23 protein-coding genes and 3 tRNA genes are annotated in these 23945 nt (G+C 51.9%); 8 read left to right on the plus strand and 18 right to left on the minus strand.

What is annotated here, in order from left to right; all coding sequences use genetic code 11:
* Positions 1-96: 96 nt before the first annotated feature.
* Positions 97-2247: a pyruvate/proton symporter BtsT gene (gene btsT, locus WB371_RS08075; protein WP_336219563.1), complete on the minus strand. Its 2151-nt coding sequence runs from the start codon at positions 2245-2247 to the stop codon at positions 97-99.
* 294 nt (positions 2248-2541) lie between these two features.
* Here btsT and WB371_RS08080 point away from each other — a divergent pair, with 294 nt between their 5' ends.
* The gene (locus WB371_RS08080) at positions 2542-3549 is read left to right on the plus strand and encodes an Ldh family oxidoreductase (protein ID WP_336219564.1); all 1008 of its coding nucleotides are present in this window, start codon (positions 2542-2544) and stop codon (positions 3547-3549) included.
* A 165-nt stretch (positions 3550-3714) separates the two neighbouring features.
* A complete protein-coding gene (tsr, locus tag WB371_RS08085) occupies positions 3715-5379 on the plus strand; it encodes a methyl-accepting chemotaxis protein (protein ID WP_336219565.1) in 1665 nt (554 codons plus the stop codon).
* Positions 5380-5463: 84 nt separating this feature from the next.
* Here the strand turns inward: tsr and WB371_RS08090 are convergent, their stop codons facing one another.
* The 10 genes from WB371_RS08090 to WB371_RS08135 form a co-directional block, all read right to left on the minus strand.
* Entirely contained in the window at positions 5464-5979 is a 516-nt protein-coding gene (locus WB371_RS08090) for a GNAT family N-acetyltransferase (protein ID WP_336219566.1), read from the minus strand.
* A gap of 52 nt (positions 5980-6031) precedes the next feature.
* Positions 6032-6508: a hypothetical protein gene (locus WB371_RS08095; RefSeq protein ID WP_336219567.1), complete on the minus strand. Its 477-nt coding sequence runs from the start codon at positions 6506-6508 to the stop codon at positions 6032-6034.
* 3 nt (positions 6509-6511) lie between these two features.
* Complete coding sequence (locus WB371_RS08100; protein ID WP_336219568.1) at positions 6512-7240, minus strand: winged helix-turn-helix domain-containing protein; 729 nt, start codon at positions 7238-7240, stop codon at positions 6512-6514.
* Between the two features lie 171 nt (positions 7241-7411).
* Positions 7412-7957: a LuxR C-terminal-related transcriptional regulator gene (locus WB371_RS08105; RefSeq protein ID WP_336219569.1), complete on the minus strand. Its 546-nt coding sequence runs from the start codon at positions 7955-7957 to the stop codon at positions 7412-7414.
* Positions 7958-8135: 178 nt separating this feature from the next.
* A complete protein-coding gene (gene opgB / locus WB371_RS08110; RefSeq protein WP_336219570.1) occupies positions 8136-10430 on the minus strand; it encodes a phosphatidylglycerol--membrane-oligosaccharide glycerophosphotransferase in 2295 nt (764 codons plus the stop codon).
* Positions 10431-10704: 274 nt separating this feature from the next.
* Positions 10705-11199, minus strand: a complete 495-nt coding sequence (locus WB371_RS08115; protein WP_336219855.1) for a DUF2501 domain-containing protein — start codon at positions 11197-11199, stop codon at positions 10705-10707.
* A gap of 58 nt (positions 11200-11257) precedes the next feature.
* Positions 11258-11995 carry a DNA replication protein DnaC gene (gene dnaC, locus WB371_RS08120; protein ID WP_336219571.1) on the minus strand — a complete coding sequence of 246 codons (738 nt, stop codon included), beginning with the start codon at positions 11993-11995 and terminating at the stop codon, positions 11258-11260.
* A gap of 2 nt (positions 11996-11997) precedes the next feature.
* Entirely contained in the window at positions 11998-12537 is a 540-nt protein-coding gene (gene dnaT / locus WB371_RS08125; protein WP_336219572.1) for a primosomal protein DnaT, read from the minus strand.
* 96 nt (positions 12538-12633) lie between these two features.
* Positions 12634-13107 carry a threonine/serine exporter gene (locus WB371_RS08130; protein ID WP_336219573.1) on the minus strand — a complete coding sequence of 158 codons (474 nt, stop codon included), beginning with the start codon at positions 13105-13107 and terminating at the stop codon, positions 12634-12636.
* Complete coding sequence (locus WB371_RS08135; RefSeq protein ID WP_336219574.1) at positions 13098-13874, minus strand: threonine/serine exporter ThrE family protein; 777 nt, start codon at positions 13872-13874, stop codon at positions 13098-13100. Before WB371_RS08135 ends, WB371_RS08130 begins: the two co-directional genes overlap by 10 nt.
* A gap of 293 nt (positions 13875-14167) precedes the next feature.
* Here WB371_RS08135 and pobA point away from each other — a divergent pair, with 293 nt between their 5' ends.
* From pobA to bglJ, 4 genes are all read left to right on the plus strand, one after another.
* Entirely contained in the window at positions 14168-15355 is a 1188-nt protein-coding gene (gene pobA, locus WB371_RS08140) for a 4-hydroxybenzoate 3-monooxygenase (RefSeq protein ID WP_336219575.1), read from the plus strand.
* Between the two features lie 12 nt (positions 15356-15367).
* Complete coding sequence (locus WB371_RS08145) at positions 15368-16243, plus strand: helix-turn-helix domain-containing protein (RefSeq protein WP_336219576.1); 876 nt, start codon at positions 15368-15370, stop codon at positions 16241-16243.
* A 269-nt stretch (positions 16244-16512) separates the two neighbouring features.
* Positions 16513-17226 carry a response regulator transcription factor gene (locus WB371_RS08150; RefSeq protein ID WP_336219577.1) on the plus strand — a complete coding sequence of 238 codons (714 nt, stop codon included), beginning with the start codon at positions 16513-16515 and terminating at the stop codon, positions 17224-17226.
* Positions 17187-17819 carry a DNA-binding transcriptional activator BglJ gene (bglJ, locus tag WB371_RS08155; protein WP_336219578.1) on the plus strand — a complete coding sequence of 211 codons (633 nt, stop codon included), beginning with the start codon at positions 17187-17189 and terminating at the stop codon, positions 17817-17819. The genes WB371_RS08150 and bglJ overlap by 40 nt, the downstream gene beginning before the upstream one ends.
* A gap of 40 nt (positions 17820-17859) precedes the next feature.
* Here bglJ and WB371_RS08160 read toward each other — a convergent pair whose 3' ends face one another.
* Positions 17860-18318 (minus strand): YbaK/EbsC family protein, encoded by a 459-nt coding sequence (locus WB371_RS08160; protein ID WP_336219579.1) that lies wholly within the window; start codon positions 18316-18318, stop codon positions 17860-17862.
* A 235-nt stretch (positions 18319-18553) separates the two neighbouring features.
* On the opposite strand from WB371_RS08160, the gene WB371_RS08165 reads away from it, so the two are divergent.
* The gene (locus tag WB371_RS08165) at positions 18554-19903 is read left to right on the plus strand and encodes a PTS sugar transporter subunit IIC (RefSeq protein ID WP_336219580.1); all 1350 of its coding nucleotides are present in this window, start codon (positions 18554-18556) and stop codon (positions 19901-19903) included.
* 25 nt (positions 19904-19928) lie between these two features.
* Here the strand turns inward: WB371_RS08165 and fhuF are convergent, their stop codons facing one another.
* Positions 19929-20717, minus strand: coding sequence for a siderophore-iron reductase FhuF (gene fhuF / locus WB371_RS08170; protein WP_336219581.1), 789 nt, complete (start codon positions 20715-20717; stop codon positions 19929-19931).
* A 113-nt stretch (positions 20718-20830) separates the two neighbouring features.
* Positions 20831-21895, minus strand: a complete 1065-nt coding sequence (locus tag WB371_RS08175) for a GGDEF domain-containing protein (protein WP_336219582.1) — start codon at positions 21893-21895, stop codon at positions 20831-20833.
* Positions 21896-22140: 245 nt separating this feature from the next.
* Here WB371_RS08175 and WB371_RS08180 point away from each other — a divergent pair, with 245 nt between their 5' ends.
* Positions 22141-22377, plus strand: a complete 237-nt coding sequence (locus tag WB371_RS08180; protein WP_336219583.1) for a DUF1435 domain-containing protein — start codon at positions 22141-22143, stop codon at positions 22375-22377.
* A 36-nt stretch (positions 22378-22413) separates the two neighbouring features.
* On the opposite strand, the gene WB371_RS08185 is transcribed toward WB371_RS08180, so the two are convergent.
* From WB371_RS08185 to rsmC, 4 genes are all read right to left on the minus strand, one after another.
* Positions 22414-22500, minus strand: a tRNA-Leu gene (locus tag WB371_RS08185).
* A 31-nt stretch (positions 22501-22531) separates the two neighbouring features.
* Positions 22532-22618, minus strand: a tRNA-Leu gene (locus tag WB371_RS08190).
* Positions 22619-22646: 28 nt separating this feature from the next.
* Positions 22647-22733: transfer RNA gene (locus WB371_RS08195), tRNA-Leu, on the minus strand.
* A gap of 135 nt (positions 22734-22868) precedes the next feature.
* A complete protein-coding gene (gene rsmC, locus WB371_RS08200) occupies positions 22869-23900 on the minus strand; it encodes a 16S rRNA (guanine(1207)-N(2))-methyltransferase RsmC (RefSeq protein ID WP_336219584.1) in 1032 nt (343 codons plus the stop codon).
* Positions 23901-23945 lie beyond the last annotated feature (45 nt).

A 23945-nucleotide genomic window follows, 5' to 3' on the forward strand; every position in this document is an offset into this window, starting at 1 on the left:
AATGATTAAAGCCGGATAGCGACTTTCGCCTTATCCGGCCTACATACTGCACATTTTGTAGGCCGGATAAGCGTAGCGCCATCCGGCAATTACGGTTTAATGATGTGAAGAGGTTTTAATACCGCCTTCAGGAACCGGAACGTACGGGGTTTCTTTGTCGGTACGTTTGTCCACGTTGCGCACATTCATCCAGGTTTTGAAACCGTAGAAAATGATGCTGTATACCACCACCAGGAACAGAATACTCAGACCGGCGTTGGTGTAGTTGTTGACCACGATGTGGTTCATGTTGGCAATCTGCTGCGCGGTCAGTTCGCCGCCGTTGGCAATCTTCTCTTTGTACTGGTTAGCCATGTAGAAGAAGCCTTCCATCTGCGGATTGGAGCTGAACAGTTTCAGACCCAGCGCCCAGGTGGTGCAGATCAGCAGCCATACAGCCGGGATAACGGTCACCCAGATGTATTTGGTGCGTTTCATTTTAATCAGTACCACGGTGCCCAGAACCAGCGCCACGGCTGCCAGCATCTGGTTAGAGATACCGAACAGCGGCCACAGGCTCTTCACGCCGCCCAGCGGATCGACCACGCCCTGATACAGCAGGTAACCCCACAGGCCTACGCAGCCAGCCGTACCGACGATACCCGCCACCAGAGAGTCCGTTTTCTTCAGGAACGGCACGAAGTTGCCCAGCAGGTCCTGGAGCATAAAGCGACCAGAACGGGTACCGGCATCCAGTGCGGTAAGGATGAACAGCGCTTCAAACAGAATACCGAAGTGATACCAGAAGCCCATGTCCGCCATTGGCAGCACTTTATGGAACACGTGCGCGATACCTACCGCCAGCGTCGGTGCGCCACCTGCACGGTTCAGCACGGACGGTTCACCGATGTCTTTCGCCGTTTGCAGGATCTGCTCAGGTGAAATCACGAAGCCCCAGGAGCTGACGGTCGCCGCTGCGTGCGCGGTTACGTCTTTCAGTTGCGCCATAATCAACGGCGCGTTCTCGCCACCCATTTCATGCAGGTTCGGCATGGTAATGCCCAGGCCTGCCGGCGGGGTGTTCATCGCGAAGTAGAGACCCGGTTCGATGATGGATGCTGCAACCAGCGCCATGATCGCCACGAAGGATTCCATCAGCATCGCGCCATAACCGATGAAACGCGCATCCGTTTCACAGGCCAGCAGTTTCGGCGTCGTACCGGATGAGATCAGCGCGTGGAAGCCAGAGACAGCGCCACAGGCGATGGTAATGAACAGGAACGGGAACAGCGCGCCTTTCCACAGCGGACCGGTACCGTCGATGTACTGCGTCATGGCCGGCATTTTCAGCTCAGGGTTCAGGATAACGATACCCAGCGCCAGGCCGACGATAACGCCGATTTTCAGGAAGGTCGCCAGATAGTCGCGCGGCGCGAGGATCAACCATACCGGCAGCAGCGCGGAAACGAACGCGTAGCCGATCAGCGCAAAGGTAATGGTGGTGTCTTTAAAGGTCAGCGCCGGGCCCCAGTACGGGTCGTGCGCAATCACGCCGCCGAAGTAAATGGATGCCACCAGCAGAACGATACCAATGATGGAGACTTCACCCACACGTCCTGGACGCAGGAAGCGCATGTAGATACCCATAAACAGCGCGATAGGTACGGTGGAGCAAACGGTGAAGACACCCCACGGGCTTTCTGCCAGCGCTTTAACCACGATCAGCGCCAGTACCGCAAGGATGATGATCATAATTAAGAAGCAGCCAAACAGCGCAATGGTTCCTGGAACGGAACCCATCTCTTCTTTAATCATCTCGCCAAGCGAAGCACCGTTACGGCGAGAAGAGATAAACAGCACCATGAAGTCCTGCACTGCGCCTGCCAGCACCACGCCCGCCAGCAGCCAGAGCGTACCCGGCAGGTAACCCATCTGCGCGGCGAGAACCGGACCGACCAGCGGACCCGCGCCCGCGATAGCGGCAAAGTGGTGACCGAACAGCACGTAGCGGTTAGTCGGAACATAGTTCAGGCCATCGTTATTGATGACCGCAGGAGTCGAACGTGTAGGGTCAAGCTTCATCACCTTTTGGGCGATGTACAGGCTGTAGTAGCGGTAAGCCACCAGATATACCGACACGGAAGCGACCACGATCCACAGGGCGCTAACGTGTTCACCCCGACGTAGGGCGACTACCGAGAGGCAAAATGCCCCGATGATCCCGAGGATCACCCAGGGTATGTGCTTGAATATCTTTTTAGTATCCATAGTAAAACCTGGTTTTCTAAGATTAATAATTGGCCGAAGCCGTTGAGTTTTGGTTGCGTTTGAGGAGGTAAATTGACTGCTATGCTGGAGGCGATCATGCCAGACGTACGCGCGCGTAAAGTAAGGTAAATAAGTGAGCGGTCAAATGGTGAGTTAAGCGGTCAGAAGTGTCAGTGAGCGGTAAAGAAGTGTGTGAACGGAGGATATTATGTGATTGAGATCACAAAGAAAAATTCAACAAGGAATGGCGATTAGCGACTACGCTTATTGCCACAACGTTATAAGGAGAACACCATGGAAACCGTTACTCTCACTTTATCTGAGGCTTACGCGCTGTCGCGTGAGGTGCTGCTCCGCAATGGGTTCAGCGCTGAACATGCGGATGCCATCGCGCGAAACGTCACGGCGGGCGAGCGCGACGGCTGTGCGTCTCATGGATTATGGCGATTGCTGGGGATCGTCGAGACCCTGCGTAAGGGGAAAGTCTCTGCCGATGCGCGGCCACAGATTATCGACCAGGCGCCAGCCATCGTTAAAGCCGATGCCGGCGGCGCGTTCTCGCTGGTGGCGTATGAGCAGGCGCTTCCGTTGCTTATCAGTAAAGCGAATACCTGCGGGATAGCGGCGCTGGCCATTAACCGCTGTGTTCACTTTTCTGCGCTGTTTGCCGATATTGAACCGCTTACAGACGCCGGGCTGGTGGGCTACGCCTGTACGCCGAGCCATGCCTGGGTTGCGCCTGCCGGGGGAACGCGTCCCTTATTCGGCACCAATCCCATTGCCTTTGGCTGGCCGCGCAAAGGCAAGCCGCCCTATATTTTTGATATGGCGACCAGTGCGGCAGCGCGCGGTGAAATCCAGTTGCATCTGCGCGCCGGAAAACCGATCCCACAAGGATGGGGCATCGACAGTGAAGGACAACCGTCAACCGATCCACAGGCGGTGCTGGATGGCGCGATGCTGACCTTTGGCGGTCATAAAGGTTCGGCGTTCGCGGCGATGGTGGAACTGCTGGCCGGGCCGCTCATCGGCGATATGACCAGCGCTGAATCGCTGGACTGGGATGACGGCGCGGGCGGTCTGCCTTATGGCGGCGAGCTGATTCTGGCGCTCGATCCGTCTCGTTTTCTCGGCGAGGAGGCGCACGTTCACCTGGCGCGGGCGGAAACCCTGTTTGCATCAATGCAAGAACAGGGGGCGCGGCTGCCGGGGGAAAGGCGCTTTAGCTCCAGAGAGAAAGCGCGCCAGGAAGGGGTGATGATTACGCGTTCGCTGTTTGATGACATTTCCGCGCTGAGGTAAAGCCAAATCGGTGAGGGATCCTCGCCGGATCCCTGTGCGCGTAGTGTGTCATCGCTTTTATTGCCAGTTCATTGAACACATTTCCTGTGATATCCCTCGCGTTTGCATAAAGTTTTCTCATTTCAGGCCGAAAACCAGAGTATCTGTCTAGCGGAAAGAGAAAACATGTTAAAACGTATCAAGATCGTGACCAGCCTCTTGCTGGTTCTGTTTTTATTTGGCCTTTTACAACTCACATCAGGCGGTTTGTTCTTTAACGCATTGAAAAATGACAAAGAGAATTTCACCGTTCTGCAAACCATTCGTCAGCAGCAATCTACGCTGAACGGCAGTTGGGTCGCGCTGCTACAGACGCGTAACACCCTGAACCGTGCGGGTATCCGCTACATGATGGATCAGAATAATATCGGTAGCGGCGCGACCGTTGCCGATCTGATGCAGATTGCCAGCGCTTCCCTCAAACAGGCGGAAAAAAACTGGGCGGATTACGAAGCGCTGCCGCGTGACCCACGCCAGAGCGAAGCCGCGTCTGCGGAAATTAAACGTAATTACGATATCTACCACAACGCGCTGGCCGAACTGATCCAGTTGCTGGGAGCCGGGAAGATCAATGAATTTTTTGATCAGCCCACCCAGGGATACCAGGACGGTTTTGAGAAGCAGTACGTGAGCTACCTGCAGCAAAACGATCGTCTGTATGATCTGGCCGTTGAAGACAATAACCGTTCTTACAGCCAGGCGATGTGGGTTCTGGGCTGCGTACTGTTCGCGGTGCTGGTGGTGATTATCGCGGTCTGGTTTGGTATCAAGCTGTCGCTGATCGCGCCGATGAACCGCCTGATCGCGAGCATTCGTCATATTGCCAGCGGCGATCTGGTGAAGCGGATTGATGTGGAAGGCACCAATGAAATGGGCCAACTGGCGGAAAGCCTGCGCCACATGCAGGGTGAACTGGTCCGTACCGTGGGCGACGTGCGTAACGGCGCGAACGCCATTTACAGCGGCGCCAGCGAAATCGCGATGGGTAATAACGATCTCTCTTCCCGTACCGAGCAGCAGGCGGCATCTCTGGAAGAGACGGCGGCGAGCATGGAAGAGCTGACGGCTACCGTTAAGCAGAACGCCGAAAACGCCCGTCAGGCCAGCCATCTGGCGCTAAGCGCCTCTGAAACCGCGCAGAAAGGCGGGAAAGTGGTGGATAACGTGGTGCAAACCATGCGCGACATCGCGTCCAGTTCGCAGAAAATCGCTGACATCATCAGCGTCATCGACGGCATTGCGTTTCAGACCAATATACTGGCGCTGAACGCGGCGGTGGAAGCGGCACGCGCAGGCGAGCAGGGCCGTGGCTTTGCGGTGGTCGCCGGTGAAGTGCGTAACCTCGCACAGCGCAGCGCTCAGGCGGCGCGCGAGATCAAGAGCCTGATTGAAGACTCGGTGAGCCGTGTTGATGTCGGTTCTGCGCTGGTCGAAAGCGCCGGTGAAACCATGGACGAGATCGTTAATGCGGTAACCCGCGTAACCGACATTATGGGCGAAATCGCCTCTGCCTCTGATGAGCAGAGCCGTGGTATTGACCAGGTTGGTCTGGCTGTGGCGGAGATGGATCGCGTAACCCAGCAGAACGCCTCGCTGGTTGAAGAGTCTGCCGCCGCCGCCGCCGCGCTGGAAGAGCAGGCCAGTCGCCTGACGCAGGCCGTTGCGGTGTTCCGTATTCAGCAGGAACAGCAGCGCGCGCGTGAAGCGGCGAGTGTGAAATCCGTTGCTGCCCCGGTTCAGCCGCGTAAAGCTGCCGTCGCCGATACGGGTGATAACTGGGAAACGTTCTGACCGGTGATGCGTGTGGTGAAGGGATAGCGGATAGTCTGAACCTTCCTGGTGCGGGCCCGATGCGGCGTTGCCGCCATCGGGCAATCAGCGCAGCATCAGGCGCATGGCGCAGCGGGATTCATACGCGATGCCATGCGCCGCTTCTTCTTCTCGCTTCTGGCGCAAGGCTGCCGGAAGCGCGTTATCTTCCAGCATGTCAAATCCCAGATGCGCATACAGTGGCGCATTCCAGACCACATGACGAAACGTTGTTAACGTCAAAGACGTATAGCCCTGCTCACGTGCCCATTGCGTGACGACGTTCATCAACCGGCGACCCACGCCTTTTCCCTGCCAGTCCAGATGCAGTGAAAATTCAGCGATATGCAACGATGACGCCATTGCTTCACCGAGCAAAAAGCCAACGGGCCGATCGTCAACCAGCGCCAGCCAGCTCATTCCTGCGCGGACATAGTGCTGATGTTCTTCGGCGCTGACGATACGATCGTCCGCGATCCAGGCCAGTTCGGGTATCGCTAAAAAGCGTTGTCCTGCCGAGCGTTCAATGGCGGGCAGGACGGCGGTATCAGCCAGTGTGGTAGGGCGAATGCGTATTTTCATGCAGGGAGTATATCGCGCGAACGCCCGCGTTTCTGCGCGTTGCGCGCGGTTTTCACCCCGCGCAGACCAGCAGTGGCGAGTAGTCATTACTGATGACCACGGCGTTGTCCGGCGTTCGTTGGATGTTCACCAGCCGTTTCTGGTCGGTGGTGATCCCCTGCGTGTATTTTTCGAAAACGCCTTCAGGAACATTATCATGGCCGTATTTTTCCACTTCCCGGATATGCAACTGGTAAAAGGCGTCATGCACATGTTGCCAGGTGAAGTTCTGCTGCCGGGAGACGGTCCAGTGGTTTTTAGTGCCCTCGATGTCGCCATTCAGATTAAGGTAGCCGCTGCCATCCGGGGTGAAATGCATGACCACCATTCCTTCGAATGTGAACGGATTATTCACCCGGCGATCCTTAAAGGTCAGACTGCCCTGACAGGTGAGTGCGAGGCGTTCACTGTGCTTCATCCAGAGCCATGTCCCCACGATAATCAGCAGGTTGCAAGCGATAAGGCATAAGAGTCGTTGTTTCTGTGTCATTGCTCACCACGCATAGTAATAGAGGGTCTGACAGCTACTGACATGCCCGTGAAAGCGCGAGCATTGCGACAGGACCAGCCGCCCTTCTTCGCCATACAGCAATGGATCCTGAATATGGAGGTAAAAAAGCGAATCCGGTAAACAGCGAAATGTCCCCTCTTTCTGGATTTGCGTCATCAGGGCTTCGGCCTGCTGGTGTAAACCCTCAGCGAGAGGGGAGAAGGTATAGACCGGGCACGTACCGATATGGCTGAGTAAATACGGCTCAGTGTGCTGACGCTGCTGCTGCCAGAACAACAGCGATACGCACAGCAGGGCGACAAGAAGCGTTATAACCAGAGCGCGTCGACCAGTGCGGCGTGTCTGAACGGGCTTGCTGTCAGCGGTTGCCACGCTCAGTGGCACGACGGGCATTTCCGCATTAAGCATGAAACCGACTTTCGGGACGGTGACGATAAACAGACTGTCCGGCACCAGTGCGGCGAGCATTTTTCGCAGAATACTGATGTACTGATTCAGTGAATTGCTTGAGCCCTGCAATCCCCGGTTATCCCACACTTCCTGGAAAAATGTTTCACGTTCCACCACCATCCCGTGGTGGGTGATGAGCAGATTCAGAATGGTTTGCGCCGTGGAGGTTAGCGACTGACTCTCTGTCTCAGCGCCATTCTGTAAGGTCAGCGTACCATCCTCGTTGTCATAGACGAGCAGGTCCGCAAGCAGGTATTTCATGGGATTATCAGCAGTCCAGTCAGAAAATAGCGCTGTATTAAGCGGAAGTGCGAATAATCTTATCTTTAAATGTTATCGGTAACATTGATCCAGACCGCTTTTGGACAGAGTCGGCAGTGAGTGGGGTTGAACAATGGGGGCGGGGGATGAAGTGAGGAGAACAGGCGGAGCTCACTCCGCCAGAGAAAGCCACTCGTTACGGTGGCTCATTAAATGCATTTTACGATGCAGTTCAGCGAGCGTATGACAATGAAATTTTGTCATCGCATTTCGTCGATGAGTGTAAACCGTTTTCGGCGATTTGTTCATTATTTCGGCGATTTTAACAGTCGAAAACCCCTTAATAATCAAACGACAAACATGCGCTTCGGTCTGCGTTAGCGGGGCGTCTTTTTCAATACGGCGATGAAAATCCGGGTGCCGTAAATGGCTTGCAAGCTGTTTTAAGGAAACGTTATCGCGAATCAGGCAGACCTTTTCGGGTGGCAGTAGCTGTTGCATTTCCCGCATCCGCTTGTGGCCGGTGACGATCAGCCATTTTTTACCGCTCGTGTCCTGGATAATTTTCTCGCGGAGCAGAAAAAGGTCTCCACCGGGGCGATCTTTCTGCCATGACAGTGTCAGGTGTGGCTCAATCATAAAGGGAATGCAGTGGCGCAACCCGGACCAAAGGTAATAATTGTCGCTTAACACGACGAGTTGATAACGTGAAAGCACGATATTTCCCGATTAAATGTATGTCAGGAAAGCGTAGAGGATATTTTTTCTACAGGATATTTATAAATATAATTTTTATTTATAAGGTGTTTATTACTGGTTTTTATTCTATTTATAGATTTATATTTTGTGTTTTTAGGGTAAAGGTGGCGAAAATAACCACCTTTATCTTCGGGTGTCAGCCCTGGGCGTTGTTAACCACTTTTATCTCCACCATCCCAATCCCCAGCTTACGCGGCGAGTGGCCGAGGATGTTACCTTCGTTAGTGGATACCGGCTCGGGCGGCACTATCACCAGCGTATCCGCATCTGCCGGATTGTCGAAGTGCAGCGTGGTGGTGGTGACCTCATTACTTAAAACCAGCGTCTGCTCTTCGTTACCCACCCGCACCGGAATCGGGCGATTGGCATTGTTGCCGAAGGCCTTTGCGGTAATCACCAGGTCGAATTTTTTCGGCAGCGGCTGTTTATATTCAATCTTCACTTCTTCGGCGAGCTGGGCATTGGACCAGCGTCCCCAGGATTCGGGGCGGGAAATTCCGCTGAATTGCTTCACTTCTTCCGGTGCGCCCGCGACGTTAAAGACAAAACTGTCGGCCTTATAGCGGATATCGTTGTCGACAATCTTCAGGGTATCGACATTGCCCTTATAGCGTTCCATGTCGATTACCGTCTCTTTAAAGGCGGTTTTACCTTTCCATTGCGCTTTATCGACGTGCTGAACGATCTGCTGCCCGCCAAGCTGGCCCTGTGAGACGCACCAGTCGGTAGAGAGCGCCAGCTCCGGCGACCACAACTGGCCCATCTTGTAGCAGCGATCGACCCAGACGAAGTTATCGCGCGGGGCGAAATCGGCAAGCTGGAAGCGCAGGGGCGCGGAATATTCGCTTTCCGGCAGCGGTTCGACCCGTTTGTCTGACACCCGCAGCAGTAATGGCAGACGGAAGTGGCTGCCGGAGAAGGCGATCATATTTTTATCCCGATCGATGGTGAACGCCTTCATCTCTTTCGGGAAGTTCCACAGGCGAATGATGTCCGGCTTCATGGCCAGGATTTTTTCTTTGCTGTTGAGGAACACTTCCGACATCGACTGACCGGACAGGCTGCTGCGCCCCAGACCGATATAGTTGTCCCCGCCGAGGATATCCAGCACCGTCGCGCCGTTGTCCATCGTGTTGCGCTTGACCGCCAGCGTCTCCTGTTGCGGCTTGTCGCCACGTATCACGAAGAACAGATTGTTGCGTTCTTGCTTGTTCAGGTACTTCCATGCGGTGTTGTTCATCGCCAGATGGTCTGAGGAGACCACGATCACGGTATCTTTAAACCACGGTGACGCTTTGATTTTATTGATAAACGCCGCGATATTTTCCTGACTGCAACTGACGGCGCTGAAGGACTGGTTGGACTTACCGTCAACGTCGTAGCGTTTGCGGTTACAGGTGTGCGAGATAAAACCATCTGGGTGATGGGTATCAACCGTCAGTGTAAACAAAGAGAAACGTTGACCCGAGCGGGAGAGCGCTTCGAACTTTTTCCACGCTTCTTCCAGCACGGTATCATCGTAGAAACCCCAGTCGTTGCGGTAATTCGGATCGGCGACGACGCTTTTTAACTCTTCAGCGCCATACAGATAATCAAAACCGTGGGATTTCAGGAACACGTCTTTACCGGCGAAACGCAGGTTTGCGCCCTGGACAAAGTAGTTCTGATAACCGGAGTTTTTCAGGATATCGCCGAGACAAATATTCTGCGGGAAGAAGCTGGAAACGGATGCCGAGGCGTTACCTTCAAACGGTGCAAACAGCGGAATGCCGCACTGGGAGGCGACCATACCAGCAATCGTGTAATCCGTCCCCGGCAGTTGCTGGGTATGGCTGAAATCGATGCCCTCATTTTTCAACGCGCCCAGTTCTGGCGTGAGATCCGGGAAGGCATCGTTATCGAAATAGGTGCGCTCAAGACTTTCGCCATAGATGTACACCAGATTCAGTTTCGGATTGGGAATGCTTTTTGCCGGTTCTTTATAGTAAGCCGTAAAGTCCGGATCGCCATCGCGCGTCTGTGACTTCACCAGTTCAGTGATTTGACGAAATGCCGGGCTCGCATCCACAGAACCTAACGCCAGTAGCAGAGCGAGCAGACTATAACCGAAATGATGCGGATGGTGACGGCGACGACGCAACACCCAGCCGAGCGAGCCAAAAACGGCAACCAGCGCCAGCGCAATTCCGACACCTGGCAGGATGTATTTGCCTACACCAGCGCCCGTCAGGCTGTTTGTTAGCGTGTAGAGCACTGCATCGTTGATACCATCACCCGTAAAATAGTCGCTGGCGTACAAGGTGATATTTAAGACCACAAACAGTCCCAGCACCGTGAGTATGGCGGCAAACCACCAGGTGTTGCGACCCGCTTTCCAGGCATAAATCAGCACTGAAGCGAGAAACAGGGCGATGGAAAGAAACTCAGACAACAGACGATCCTCATGAGTAACCTTTGCAGCAAGGCTCTAAACCAGGCGTTCGACTGGCAATTAATCTATTTTCAGGGCATACAATGTAATGGGGTTGTCACGTAGCTGCAATTCTAGTGACATTTAATTACCTTGTTATTCAGAATTGGTTTAGATATGGACTTTCATGATCGTCATCACGACCTGCGGACAGGCGAATGGGCGAGGGGGACGGGGAAAAAGAGAGAGAAAATGCCGCGTCTGCCGGAGAACGGCCAAAACGCGGCATCTCAGGTCAGGAAATGAAGTTCATCCCCTGTTTCAGAACCAGATCGCAGGCCTTGGTTTTCACTTTCTCGGCGAGGGGAGTGGTGCCGATATTATTCAGATTCAACTGCTGCCCGTCTTTGGTGTTGAGCAGACCCTGAATCCCGTCCAGATAGTTGGTGTCCTGCTTTTGCTCCGTCGCGCCCAGCCCCAGTTTATCCAGCACCTGGTTTTTTACGTTTTCCGCATCCGTGACGGACGCCAGTTTCTGCTTTGCGCAGTACTGCAAAATACCGGCTGCGTTGTTCATATTGTTGGCGCTCAGTGCCTGATTGCCGCCATTGAGCAGGCTGGTCAGGGAAGAGAGTGAGGTGCCGCTCTGCGACGAGGTGGCGCTTTGCTGACTGAGCTCGCTGGCGGCGCTGGAGAGAGAATCCTGCCAGGACGCGGCGAAGGCGCTGGTGGCGAGCAGGGCGCTCGCGGTTATTACACCGCACAAAATACGTTTGGTTGTATTCATCATCATTACTCGTAAAGAGGACTTTCGTTGCAGTATAGCGTTGCAAAGTCTAAGAATGGTCTTAATACTCTTTGCCGGTCACCCGACTGCGAAAACTGTCCCAGTTAAAGATCACCCATAAACTGTTGCCGAGTCGCATCCTGTCCATCACCCGTTCCCCCAGCAGTTTGGTCATTTCGTCCATATTGCTGTTGGTGAGCATACCGGTTGGGCGCTTCGAGGAGGAACGGCGATCGACGATCTGGTTGATAATCACCTTTTCATAGCGTGATTCGGTTTGTACGCCGATCTCGTCGATAACCAGTAAATCAACATTGCTGAGATCGTTAAGCAACTGTTCTTCGCTGGTTTCGCGGTTGCTGAAGGTCTCTTTCATCGCCGACATGATATCGGCCACGGTGATAATCAGCACCGACTTCCCGCGCAGCAACAGCTCGTTGCAAATCGCGGCGGCAAGATGGTTTTTCCCCGTTCCTGGCTTACCGGAAAAGATAAAGCTGGCGATGTTGCCATCGAACTCTTCCACGTACTGACGCGCTTTGCTCAGCGCGTTCATCTGGCCTTCGCATTCAATGTGATAGTTGTCGAACGAGCAGTTTTGGTGCAACGGGCGGATACCGGAACGGTTAAAGGTACGCTGCATTTTCATCGCCCGGTTTTCACGCGCCAGCGCCGCGGCACGGATTTCACCTTGCTCTTTCTGCCATGCCAGCAACTCTTCGCCCGTTTTGAACTTCGGTTCGATATGGGCTGGCATCATTTTTTGCAGACGTTTCATCAGATCGCCAACGTTTTTCATGCTTAACCTCTAAAACCCGGTGGAATTTGATTATCCGGTTCGCTGACCGTATTCACATCGCGCTTCGGCTGGCCGCCGTTGCTGGCCCGGCTGATTTGAACGCTACGCGCCAGTTTTTGCTGCCATTGCACGTGGTGAAAAACTTTCCCTTCTGCTTGCCAGTAGGTGACGAACGAGGCCAGTTCTTCGGGGGTGACAGGTTCACTCAACGCCACGCCCCAGAGCGCGGCCTGACGCTGAAAGTCGGCATCTGGCTGCCAGGCGGGGTACATGGCGAATTTCCCCAGCGGTACAGCGACGGGGACGGGCTGCGGTTCTTCATAAAATTGCGCATCCAGCGTCACATCGCTACCCGGCCGGGCGAGCTTTTCTTCAAGCGCCAGCAGTTGTGCCAGGCGTGCGGGGGTCACCGCGTAAAAAGCCGGGGCGTTGTTGGCAAACACCGCGACCGCGCCGCCGTCAGACTTCGCCAGTACGGTCTGGTGATCGTGTAATAAGGCGTCAATACCAATGACGTCCGGGGTCAAAATTCTGGATGACATAACGTTTCTCAATACCGACTACAACCGAGAAGGGACTCTGCTTCTATAGTAACACACCGCTAAGGATGAGCGGCAGGGATGCGCCTGCCGCAGAGATTAAACCCGGGGGCGCTTGCGGTAGAACCATAATCCGGGCACGGAAAGGCCAATAGACAGCGCACCCACAATCGACGAGGCTTTAAGAAAATTGGTCAGCAGCGTAATCATTAATGGTTCGCTGTAACCGAAATGGCTGATCTTGACCGCGGAGATCATCGCGGTGTAGGCCGAAATTCCCGGAAACATGGGAATAACTGCTGCGACGGTAAACACTTTAGGGTGCGCCAGATACCAGCGCGACCATTGAATTCCAATACTGCCCACAAGCATAGACGCGACAAACGTGGACCATTCAATATTAAAACCAGCCGTCATCATCACCATGCGTGAGCCGTGCCCGACGGCGCCGAGCAAAGCGCACCAGGGCAGCGCACGGTGCGGGACGTTAAAGACCATCGCAAACCCAACGGCAGGGATGGCGGAAAGTAACATGTCCTGTATCAGCGCGAGAATAAAATCGATTATACCCATCCGCGAAGCCCCCAAAGCGTAAGTGCCATCACCACGCCCACACAGGTGGCGAGCGTCAGCAAACTGGCGATAGCCCAGCGCGCCAGACCCGTATTAATGTGGCCTTTAAACATATCCGCTACGGCGTTGATCAGGGGAAAGCCCGGAACCAGTAGCAGCACGCTGGCGGCCATCGCCACCGTCGGCGTCTGGTCAAAGGTGGGGAGATGCAGTAAAAGGCCGGAAATCGTGGTGGCAACAAACGCGGTGATGCAGAAATTAATCTGCGGATGCATTTGCCGGTGGGCCAGTAGCTGGCGAATATACATCGCTACCATGCTGGCGAAGAAAGTAATGACTGCGCCATCCCACCCGCCATTATTCAGCTTACAAAAGCAGGCGCAGGAAAGCCCGACCATCAGCGCGACTAACCAGCGCGGGTAGCGGAGTGGCTTAACCTGGCTAAAGCGCTTTTCGACGCCTTTGTAATCCAGCAGTTTGTGTTCTGCAAGAATGACAATGTGTTGAACTTCGGTGACCACGTGCATGTTAATCCCACGATCCTGGTTTTTCCGCGTGGAGGTGAGGCATTGCCCGTCTTTTATGGTGGTGAGAACGATAGCATTGGAAGAGATAGCGCTTTCCACGCTGTCCATTCCTAATGCCAGCCCCAGACGGGTTGAGAGTTCATCGACCAGCGCGCTCTCCGCGCCGTGTTGCAATAAAAAAAGCCCGCACTGAATACACAACCGTGTAACTGTTCGCTGAAATGACTGCTCTGCTTGCATGACTCGCCCTGACTGAAAGACGTGTTGCGTAGAATCGGATGACGAAAGACCTCTTTGTATCATGAAGTTCGCATTTTTTGGTTGTGGCTGAGATCAATCTTTTTGTTGAAAAAAGAGTCAGCTGGTGTGGAATCAGAATTTGAACTGCTCCACATTTTTATCAAATGGGTGAAAAGTGCAAATATTGTCCGCATTTTGACCTTCTTTTTCGCTGTCTGCTTATCAAAAATGCAATTGAAACTTTTGTTAAACATTATTTAAACAAATAATCAACGATGCAGACAGGAGACGCGATGAAAACGCAGGTCGTCATTATTGGCGCAGGACCTTCCGGGTTATTGCTGGGACAATTGCTACATAAGGCGGGGATCCGCACGCTGATTATTGAGCGTCAGACGCCAGAGTATGTGCTTGGCCGGATCCGGGCCGGGATACTGGAGAGTGGAACCGTCGATCTCCTTCGTGAAGCAAATGTTGCACAGCGTATGGACAAAGAGGGTCTGGTTCATCACGGCGTTGAGTTTATTTTTGACGGTCAACGCATCCCCGTGGCGTTAAGCGAATTAACGGGGGGTAAAAGCGTGATGGTGTATGGGCAGACAGAAGTCACACGTGATCTGATGCGGGCGCGCAGCGACTGTGGCGCCCCCACGATTTATGGCGTCCGTCAGGTACAAATTCATGATGCCAAAAGTGACCATCCTTTTGTCACGTTCGAAAAAGAGGGCGAACGATGCCGCATTGATTGTGATTTTATCGCCGGATGTGACGGATTCCATGGCGTTTCCCGTCAAAGTATTCCGCGTGATGTGATTCGCGAGTACGAAAGTGTCTGGCCATTTGGCTGGTTGGGGTTGCTTGCAGATACGCCGCCGGTCAATCCTGAATTGATTTATGCGCACCATGAGCGGGGTTTTGTACTTTGTAGTCAGCGCTCACTAACAAGAAGTCGTTACTATTTGCAGGTGCCACTTAGCGAGCAGGTTGAATCCTGGAGTGATGAACGCTTCTGGAGCGAGCTGAAACGGCGTCTTCCGGATGAACTTAGTACTAAGTTAGTGACTGGTCACTCACTGGAAAAGAGTATCGCGCCGTTACGCAGCTATGTGGTGGAGCCGATGCAGTACGGCAAGCTTTTCCTGGTCGGCGATGCTGCACACATCGTTCCGCCTACCGGAGCGAAAGGGTTGAATCTTGCCGCATCTGATGTGAATTACCTGTGGCGTATTTTGGCGCAGTTCTATCAACGCGGACGTAGCGACCTGCTGGAAACCTATTCCCGACTGGCGTTAAACCGGGTATGGAAGGGAGAGCGGTTCAGTTGGTTTATGACCCATCTGCTGCACGATTTTCAGGATAAGAGCGACTTTGATCGCAAGATGCAGGAAGCCGATCGTCAGTATTATCTGGGGTCCGAGGCAGGATTGACGACCATCGCGGAAAACTATGTTGGACTGCCTTACGAGGCGGTGGGTGAGTGATGAGGAAGAAGAATGCGTTCTGGTGAGGCGATACCTGTTTTCAAGCTGTACGGCGAGCTTCAGGGATGGCCTACGCCTGAATTGCTGCACTGCGAATCGATTCATGAGCGCAGCAGTTTGTATGAATGGCATATTCAGGTTCACCAGCATGCAGAAATCGTCCAGTTGCTTTATCTGCACCGGGGAGAGGCGACCATTGAAATGGAGGGACAAACAATCCTGATGCGTGATGCCTGTATTCAGGTCGTCCCTTCACTTTACGTTCATGGTTTCCGTTTTTCGCCCGGCACACAGGGCTATGTACTCTCTCTGGCATTGCCGTTGATTGCCCAACTCGAATCTCAGTTCCCGCAGCCACTGTCACTGCTGGATACCCCGCAGTGCGTACCCGTTGGGCAATCACGACGCCATATCCATACGCTTTTTTCAGCGTTGCAAAAGGAGTATCAGACGGATAATGAGGCACGGGAAATGATGTTGTTCTCTTTACTGGGTGCGCTGCTGGTCTGGCTTCGTCGACAATATCGGACGGAAAATCAGCAAAGCGATATCTTCGCGCGGCGGCAGAGCGCAATGCGCCTTTTTACCCGACAGATAGAGAGTCATTATCGTGAGTATCTTCCTGTGTCAGAATATGCCCGCAGGATCGGACTCTCTGCGAATTATCTGAATCAATTGTGCCGTGAATTTCATCATTGCAGTGCATTACTTGTATTACATCAACGACTAATGCTCGAAGCCAAACGCAGCCTGCAATATACCCGCATGACCGTGAGTCAAGTTTCTGATTATTTGGGGTTTAATGATGTAACTTATTTTTCTCGTTTTTTTAAAAAACATTCAACGATGTCGCCAAAATCATATCGGGAGTTTATTAAGAAGAGCTAAATTGTCTAATTTTGGACGGGTAACGCCATGCAATATAATAGGATTATTTAAAGCTCCGGTTCTGGAGCTATGGTTGATTATTGACAAAGGTCGGCTGCAATATACTATATACGAGCTGTATACCGCCTCGTTCGGAATCTACATTAAAAACATCAAGGATAAATCATTCATATAATCTATCGTTTCTTGTTTTTGTATTTCGCCGACGTATGTATGAGTTGCTAAGCGATATATGAATAACAGACTGATATATGAGGTGTGGAGAATATATGCTGCCAGGACGCTGCAAAAACGGAATTATCATCAGTAAAGTCCCTGTAATGCAATCAGGTCTGTATGGGATTATGCATCTGCATTTCCCGGATTATGAGTTGACGTCTTGTCATTCTGTCAATGAACTCACGCCAGTACTGCTGCGTAGGGCGGACTCCATCGTCGTGGACCTCACCGGGGACTGCCAGAATCCGCGTAGTGTCTGCGAGCGATTTAATGCCTTGCTTGTTCAATACCGTGAAATCCACTGGGTTTTTCTGGTGTCGCGCTCTTATTACGCGCAGGCTGTCGAATTGCTGATGTGTCCGTCCAGTACGCTACTTTCTGACGTTGAGCCCATTGAGAGCCTGGTGAACACCATTCGCTCGGGATACAACAGCCCTGATAAAATCAGCAGTATGTTGTTAGCGCCAGTGCATATCGAGCCGATGGGAATCATGAGTACCCTGACATTGTCAGAGAGAAAAGTCCTTCGACTGCTAGGGAAAGGCTGGGGAATCAACCAGATTGCGGCATTACTGAAGAAAAGTAATAAAACCATTAGCGCTCAAAAAAACAGTGCAATGCGTCGGTTAGCAATACACAGCAATGCTGAGATGTATGCCTGGATTAACAGTTCTCAAGGATTAAGAGAGTTGAACTTACCTTCTGTATATGGAGAGACCACGGAATGGAAAACCGAGACTATACACGAAATGTCGCACTCGTAGAAAAATGTGTCATGAGTGGTATTGGTATTCAGAGTTTATTTAATACAAGCCCTGATAACCGCTATAAATTACACCTTTATTTGACTAAGGATGATTTTCAGGAGGCGTTAACCACGACTACTTTTTCTGCCGTGATTTTTTCTCTCTCCTCAAACAGAAAAGATCGGCGGGTCGGTTTACTGTGCCTGAGTGAACTGGCGGAAAACCATCCTGGCATGCGTCGTCTGGTTATTGCGGATGACGATGTTGAAGCGCGTTTAATCGGCGCGTTGTCTCCTTCTCCCTTAGATGGTGTGCTGAGTAAGACCACGACGCTGGATGCATTGCAGGAGGCACTATTTGATGCCCTCAATGGAATACGTCGAATCAACGAAACGAACAGCAATCTCTGGTATCTCAATCAGAGTCGGATGCTGAGTCCGACAGAGCGTGAAATTTTGCGTTTCATGTCACATGGATATTCCATGCCGCAAATAGCCATTGAGCTGGAACGAAACATTAAAACCATCCGTGCGCACAAATTTAATGTAATGTCGAAACTGGGCGTTAGTTCAGACGCCGGTTTACTGAATGCGGCTGATATTTTTCTCTAGCTGCCAGAAAATTATCTGGCAACCATACCTTAAGCGATATTTACTGACAGACATCAACCCAGGTTGCAGAGGTGAGTTCTGCCATGCGTTCTGGCGAGATGCGTATCGCACTGTGGATGGCTCCTGCTGCCGGTAAGACTTCCGTATAGGATTTCAGCGAAATATCGCAATAAACCGGTAGCGGTGTTTCCAGTCCAAATGGGCATACGCCGCCGACAGGATGTCCCGTCGCATTGACGACTTCATCACTACTGAGCATACGAGCTTTTGCGCCAAATGTGTTTTTGAGTTTTTTATTGTCAAGACGAGCATCGCCTTTTGCAACGACCAAAATAATGGTGTCTTTTATCTTCAGCGAAAGGGTTTTCGCTATCTGCCCAGGTTGTACATTATGCGCTTTTGCTGCCAGGTCTACCGTTGCGGTACTTTGATTTAATTCAATGATTTTAATATCAGGGGCATGTTCAGCAAGAAATTGCCGTACAGATTGCAGACTCATTTTTATTCTCCTGAATACGGGCTCTCATAATCTCATTGAGAGAAAACGGTTAGCGTAATTTGGCATAAGTTACACAATGCGGTAAATATTTTAATATAACAAGCATGTAACATCAGTGATTTTACGATCCTCTTCACAATCACAGAAACCGGTTGCTGTAACCGGTTGCAGTCATGGGCTACGCGATTGATACTGACGTTGTCACTTCCTTTGTATCACATAAAAAGAGCCAATTATGAAATCCACTAACCATGCAGTCTTTAATGTGATTTTCCGGTTTGTCGAGAACTATGTCAGTCCTGTTGCCGGGCGCATTTCGTCACAGCGACATGTTATGGCGATCCGTGATGGTTTTATCTCCGCCATGCCTTTTATGATTGTCGGATCGTTTTTGTTAGTTTTTGCTTATCCCCCATTTTCACCTGATACCACCTGGGGATTCGCCAGGGCATGGCTGGATCTGGCAAAACAATTTGAAGGACAGATCCTGACACCGTTTGATATGACGATGGGGATAATGTCTATCTACATTTGTGCTGCCATCGCTTATAACCTTGGAAAGCATTATGTGAAAACGCATCAATTGGATCCGTTCATGTGCGCCATGCTTTCTGTTATGGCTTTCTTACTGGTGGCTGCGCCCAAAACGAAAGGCACTTTGCCTGTGGATAGCCTTGGGGGGACCGGGATTTTTACAGCGATTCTGGTGGCCATTTACTGCGTTGAAATGATGCGCTTTTTAAAGACGCATAATATCGGCATACGGTTACCCGACCAGGTACCGCCGATGATCAAAAACTCGTTTGATCTGCTGATTCCTGTACTGGTGGTTGTGCTGACATTATATCCGCTGAGTCTGCTGATTCAGGCTCAGTTCGATATGCTCATCCCACAAGCTATTATGGCTATCTTTAAACCCTTGGTATCAGCCGCGGATTCTCTGCCCGCTATTTTATTGGCAGTGCTAATAGGCCATCTGCTGTGGTTTGCAGGGATTCACGGTGCGGCGATCGTCTCTGGAATGTTGCAAATGTTCTGGTTGACCAATCTTGGCATGAACCAGATGGCGCTGGCGCAGGGCGCCCCATTGCCGCATATTTTCATGGAAGCCTTCTGGACGTTCTTCATTGTGATCGGTGGATCCGGTGCGACAATGGGGCTGGTGATTTGCTATCTGCGTAGTCGCTCCGTGCATCTGCGTTCCATCGGCCGATTGAGTGTGGTGCCGAGTATCTTCAATATTAACGAGCCGGTGATTTTCGGCACGCCTATCGTTATGAATCCGGTATTCTTTATTCCTTTCCTGCTGGCACCGATGGTGAATGCTGTGCTGGCGTGGGCGGCAATGAAATTGGATCTGATTGGTCGCGTGATTTCGGTTGTGCCGTGGACTGCACCGGCGCCCGTAGGCGCGGCGTGGGCATTGGGTTGGGATTATCGTGCCGCCATTCTGGTTGTCCTCTTGGCGCTGGTTTCAGCAGTCATCTATTTCCCGTTCTTTAAGGTTTACGAGAAGCAACTGCTGGAGCAGGAAGCAAATGAGGCACAGCGTTCAGAAACCGAAAACGAGCAGATTGCGCTCTGACAGGCAGGGGGCGAAAGCTCCCTGTTTACTTTAACGTACAGTCACCGCACTGTTGAACGTCTGGTAGACGATAACGCTGACAGCATGTTCTGCGCACCAGAATGCCTTCGCGAGAAACAACGGTGCGCCAGAGCGGATTATCTGCACCACAAGAAAGCTGCTTTTCAAAAAAACAACGCTGGCGCAACGTATTCAATAACGCTTCTCCCAACAAGGGTTTCATCTCGGTGAGATACCAGTTAATCAAATAGCCGGTATTGCTCCAGATAAGTTTGCCATTTATCTCTCCCGTTGCTTCAAGCGCCTGAATGACGGGAAGCAGCGCCTGTTTAACCAGTGTCTCCATTCGTGCTTGTGGTGACTGAATGGTGAGCCGGCAATCTTGCTGAACATCAATCCAGAAGCAGGCTGCACGTCCCGTTTCATGGAACTCAACATGGATGTGTTCGGGGGAAACATCGATGGCCGTCTCCTGCGTCAGCAGGGCGAGCATTAGCGGGGGAACCATCAGACCGATATACCACTGCGCCCATAGTGAGATCAGCGGTTTATTTTCGCGTGGCTGAGTGGGGTGGTGGCGATAGATATGGTCGGAATAAATTGCCAGCAACGACTTAAGTTCACTGGGACGGCTCCACTGTGCCAGCGTCATTGCGCGTTGTGGCGCAGGTTCATCCAGACGGATGAAGTCAAGAAGATGCTCACGCGTTTGGGCGATGGTTACTCGCACGGCTTCAGCCAGCGAAGGCATCTGTGGCTGTAGATGCGTTTGCCAGATGACATCATTAATGCGGGGCGCGGAGCGATGGGCCATAGTATGGATAGCAATCTAAATGATAATGATTGCCAATCCTATCGAGAGGTCAGGATGATAGCAAGATCTTTATCATTGTTGCGCTTGCCCCGGCCTCAATGTGCTGCGACGTATCAGGCGATGCCGGGGTCGCCACTGACCAGAGTATGATTTCGGCCCAGATGCTTGGCTTTGTAGAGGGCTTTATCCGCGCGGATAATGGCCTCTTCAATATCCTGATCGATCAGAGGGGCAATTCCGATACTGATTGTGACATTGTTGGCGACGCTTTCATTAAACATATGTGGAATTTCAAGATCGTAAACATTTTTGCGGATACGTTCCGCCGCTTCGCGTGCATGCTGCGGGTCGCCAGCCGTCAACAAAACCATAAATTCTTCACCACCGAATCGGGCGACAACATCATGTGAACGGACTGCGTCACGAATAGCCGCGGAGACACGGATCAACACCTGATCGCCCATCATATGGCCATAATGATCGTTATAGGCTTTGAAATGGTCGATATCGATCAGCAAGATGTAATAATCATGCATGTCCAGTTCCCGCAGCGTTTTCAGCTTATGCTGGAGTCCTCGGCGATTGTACAAACCCGTCAATGGATCAAGCATGCTCAGGTCGTTCAGGGTCTCTTTTTCCGCGAGCAGTTTAAACATCAACTGTTGAGCAAAGCCGTCGTAGCGTTTTTGAATCACATGCTGAATTGCAATTCCTACCATTGGCAGCGCCATAAAATAGAGAATTCGTAGCGCGTGTTCGCTTCCGTTTAGCCACAAACAGGCCAGTACAGACGGCAACGAATGCAACGTGAAGGCGACAATGTTGTTGGCAAAAGCGATTGAGCCAATAAACAACACAGTGAGCAGTGCCACCAGCAGAAAAGATGAATCAGGATCGTGAATTTCATGATACTTCAACAGGATATGCGCTGCCCACATCCCGCCAAAGACCACGGAAATGACCGGAAGGTTAATCCGTTTTTTCGCGAATTTGACATGCCATGTCAGTAGCATCGTGCTCAGTGCAAGAATGATGAATCCCGGGAGGGAAACGGTTTTGCTGGGATAGATTGGAAAGACAACAGCAAACAATGCAGATATGGCGTTGAGGATCAGAAACAGCCGCAATGAGAGTTGATATTTTTTAGTGCGCAGGGTTTGCCAGGATTGTGCTGTCATATCATTAACTAATTACTTATCAATCAATTACACTGTTCGGATTGCAAGGTGGTGGGGCAGAAACTGCTCGCGTAGGATATCTCATTATCATCTTTATCCGTTTACTGCTGCGCAATTTATCACCTTAAATAATTCATGTCATCAATGCTTAAATAAAGCTAATGGAATAGCGCTATCGCTTACTGACAAATGAGAAATTTTATCATATGATATTGGTTATCATTATTGGTGTGAGAGGGATAATCATGTTGCAACGGGCGCTGGGCAGTGGTTGGGGCGTCTTACTGCCAGTGATTGTGATCGTCGGGCTGGTGTTTGCCGATCTTTCTCTTGAAGCATGGAAAGCCATTATCGTATCAGGATTACTACTGACCCCGGCCATGCTCTACCACAAACAGTTGCGGCACTTTGTACTGTTACCATCGTGCGTGGCATTGTTCGGTGGAATGATGCTGGTGATGATGAACTGGAATCAAGGGTGAGAATCAGAAGTGCTGCAAAGAAGGATGCAAGATAATTGGTGCGAGGGGGGGGACTTGAACCCCCACGTCCGTAAGGACACTAACACCTGAAGCTAGCGCGTCTACCAATTCCGCCACCTTCGCACAGTTATCTTACTTTTTGATATCGCCTCGTTGGTGCGAGGGGGGGGACTTGAACCCCCACGTCCGTAAGAACACTAACACCTGAAGCTAGCGCGTCTACCAATTCCGCCACCTTCGCCCAGTGCGAGCAATATCAACGTGGTTTATGGTGCGAGGGGGGGGACTTGAACCCCCACGTCCGTAAGGACACTAACACCTGAAGCTAGCGCGTCTACCAATTCCGCCACCTTCGCATACCATCGATTCTTAAAAAGAATCGCTACCACGGAGGCGCATTCTAGTGGTTTTCAGCTATTCGTCAATAGTTAATTACGCGGTGTGACGGTGATTGCTGCAAAAACGGCCACTCACATAGCCGTCATTGTGTATCACATTTTTTTGGCCTGACGGGTCATGATCGAGCGATAAACCTTAAAGCGTCCGGTCTGGGCGATCACTTCATGAAAACCAAACGTATCATCCAGTACCTGCGGATACGGCAGGAAGGCGTTAGCGACGATACGCAGTTCGCCGCCACTGTTAAGGTGGCGCACCGCACCGCGAATCAAGCTCTGCGCGGCGTCGAGGCTGGTTTGCATACCGTCGTGGAAGGGGGGGTTGGAGATGATCATATCAAAGCGACCCGTCACTTCAGAGAAGACGTTGCTGGCAAAAACATCACCTTCAATACCGTTTGCGGCAAGCGTCGCACGGCTGGCTTCAACAGCAGGAGCCGCAACGTCACAGAGCGTTAAACGCACTTTTGGAGAGTGACTGGCAAGTGCGACAGAAAGCACGCCTGCACCACAGCCGACATCCAGCACTTTACCTTTGGTATGTGGAGTCAAAGTGGAGAGCAGCAACTGGCTACCCACATCGAGACCATCACGGCTGAACACGCCTGGCAACGTTTTGATCGTCAGGCCGTCAACGTGGTACTCATCCCAATATTTTTCTGCATCGAAAGTGGGTTGTTTTTCCAGACGACCGTGATACAAGCCACAACGACGCGCGCTGTCGACTTTGTTCAATGGGGCAAATTCGGCCAGCATCTGCTCAGCGCTACGCACGCCACTGCGGTTTTCACCAACGACGAAAATGTCAGTGCCAACGGGCAGTAGCGACAAAATATTCATCAACTGGAACTGGGCTTCCGGTTTATTTTTCGGCCAGTAGTAGATAAAGGTGTCGCACCCGGCAACGTCTTCCGCTTGTGCGACAAGACTAAAACGCGCATTGTCACCCATCTGGCGGCTCAGCACCTGCCAGTGGTGGAACTGTTGGGTATGCACGTGGCTGGCCGCGCTTTCAAAGCGCGCGGGCAGGTCATCCTGCAAGTCTCCGGCAAACAGAATACGGCTTTGTTCGAAATCATCACTGTGGCGCAGCAAGACTTCACTTGCCGGGGTAAAAGCAGACATGGAAAACTCCTTAATTCATACAGCGGGCGATTATAGACGTTTGAT

The organism is Citrobacter amalonaticus (assembly GCF_037053465.1).
GTDB classification, from domain to species: Bacteria; Pseudomonadota; Gammaproteobacteria; order Enterobacterales; family Enterobacteriaceae; genus Citrobacter_A; species Citrobacter_A amalonaticus_H.

Excerpts from the sequence above, each read along its gene's own strand:
- btsT (WP_336219563.1), bottom strand. The coding sequence starts at position 2,247 with ATGGATACTAAAAAGATATTCAAGCACATACCCTGGGTGATCCTCGGG.
- WB371_RS08080 (WP_336219564.1), top strand. The coding sequence starts at position 2,542 with ATGGAAACCGTTACTCTCACTTTATCTGAGGCTTACGCGCTGTCGCGT.
- tsr (WP_336219565.1), top strand. The coding sequence starts at position 3,715 with ATGTTAAAACGTATCAAGATCGTGACCAGCCTCTTGCTGGTTCTGTTT.
- WB371_RS08090 (WP_336219566.1), bottom strand. The coding sequence starts at position 5,979 with ATGAAAATACGCATTCGCCCTACCACACTGGCTGATACCGCCGTCCTG.
- WB371_RS08095 (WP_336219567.1), bottom strand. The coding sequence starts at position 6,508 with ATGACACAGAAACAACGACTCTTATGCCTTATCGCTTGCAACCTGCTG.
- WB371_RS08100 (WP_336219568.1), bottom strand. The coding sequence starts at position 7,240 with ATGAAATACCTGCTTGCGGACCTGCTCGTCTATGACAACGAGGATGGT.
- WB371_RS08115 (WP_336219855.1), bottom strand. The coding sequence starts at position 11,199 with ATGATGAATACAACCAAACGTATTTTGTGCGGTGTAATAACCGCGAGC.
- dnaC (WP_336219571.1), bottom strand. The coding sequence starts at position 11,995 with ATGAAAAACGTTGGCGATCTGATGAAACGTCTGCAAAAAATGATGCCA.
- dnaT (WP_336219572.1), bottom strand. The coding sequence starts at position 12,537 with ATGTCATCCAGAATTTTGACCCCGGACGTCATTGGTATTGACGCCTTA.
- WB371_RS08130 (WP_336219573.1), bottom strand. The coding sequence starts at position 13,107 with ATGGGTATAATCGATTTTATTCTCGCGCTGATACAGGACATGTTACTT.
- WB371_RS08135 (WP_336219574.1), bottom strand. The coding sequence starts at position 13,874 with ATGCAAGCAGAGCAGTCATTTCAGCGAACAGTTACACGGTTGTGTATT.
- pobA (WP_336219575.1), top strand. The coding sequence starts at position 14,168 with ATGAAAACGCAGGTCGTCATTATTGGCGCAGGACCTTCCGGGTTATTG.
- WB371_RS08145 (WP_336219576.1), top strand. The coding sequence starts at position 15,368 with ATGCGTTCTGGTGAGGCGATACCTGTTTTCAAGCTGTACGGCGAGCTT.
- WB371_RS08150 (WP_336219577.1), top strand. The coding sequence starts at position 16,513 with ATGCTGCCAGGACGCTGCAAAAACGGAATTATCATCAGTAAAGTCCCT.
- bglJ (WP_336219578.1), top strand. The coding sequence starts at position 17,187 with ATGGAAAACCGAGACTATACACGAAATGTCGCACTCGTAGAAAAATGT.
- WB371_RS08160 (WP_336219579.1), bottom strand. The coding sequence starts at position 18,318 with ATGAGTCTGCAATCTGTACGGCAATTTCTTGCTGAACATGCCCCTGAT.
- WB371_RS08165 (WP_336219580.1), top strand. The coding sequence starts at position 18,554 with ATGAAATCCACTAACCATGCAGTCTTTAATGTGATTTTCCGGTTTGTC.
- fhuF (WP_336219581.1), bottom strand. The coding sequence starts at position 20,717 with ATGGCCCATCGCTCCGCGCCCCGCATTAATGATGTCATCTGGCAAACG.
- WB371_RS08175 (WP_336219582.1), bottom strand. The coding sequence starts at position 21,895 with ATGACAGCACAATCCTGGCAAACCCTGCGCACTAAAAAATATCAACTC.
- WB371_RS08180 (WP_336219583.1), top strand. The coding sequence starts at position 22,141 with ATGTTGCAACGGGCGCTGGGCAGTGGTTGGGGCGTCTTACTGCCAGTG.
- rsmC (WP_336219584.1), bottom strand. The coding sequence starts at position 23,900 with ATGTCTGCTTTTACCCCGGCAAGTGAAGTCTTGCTGCGCCACAGTGAT.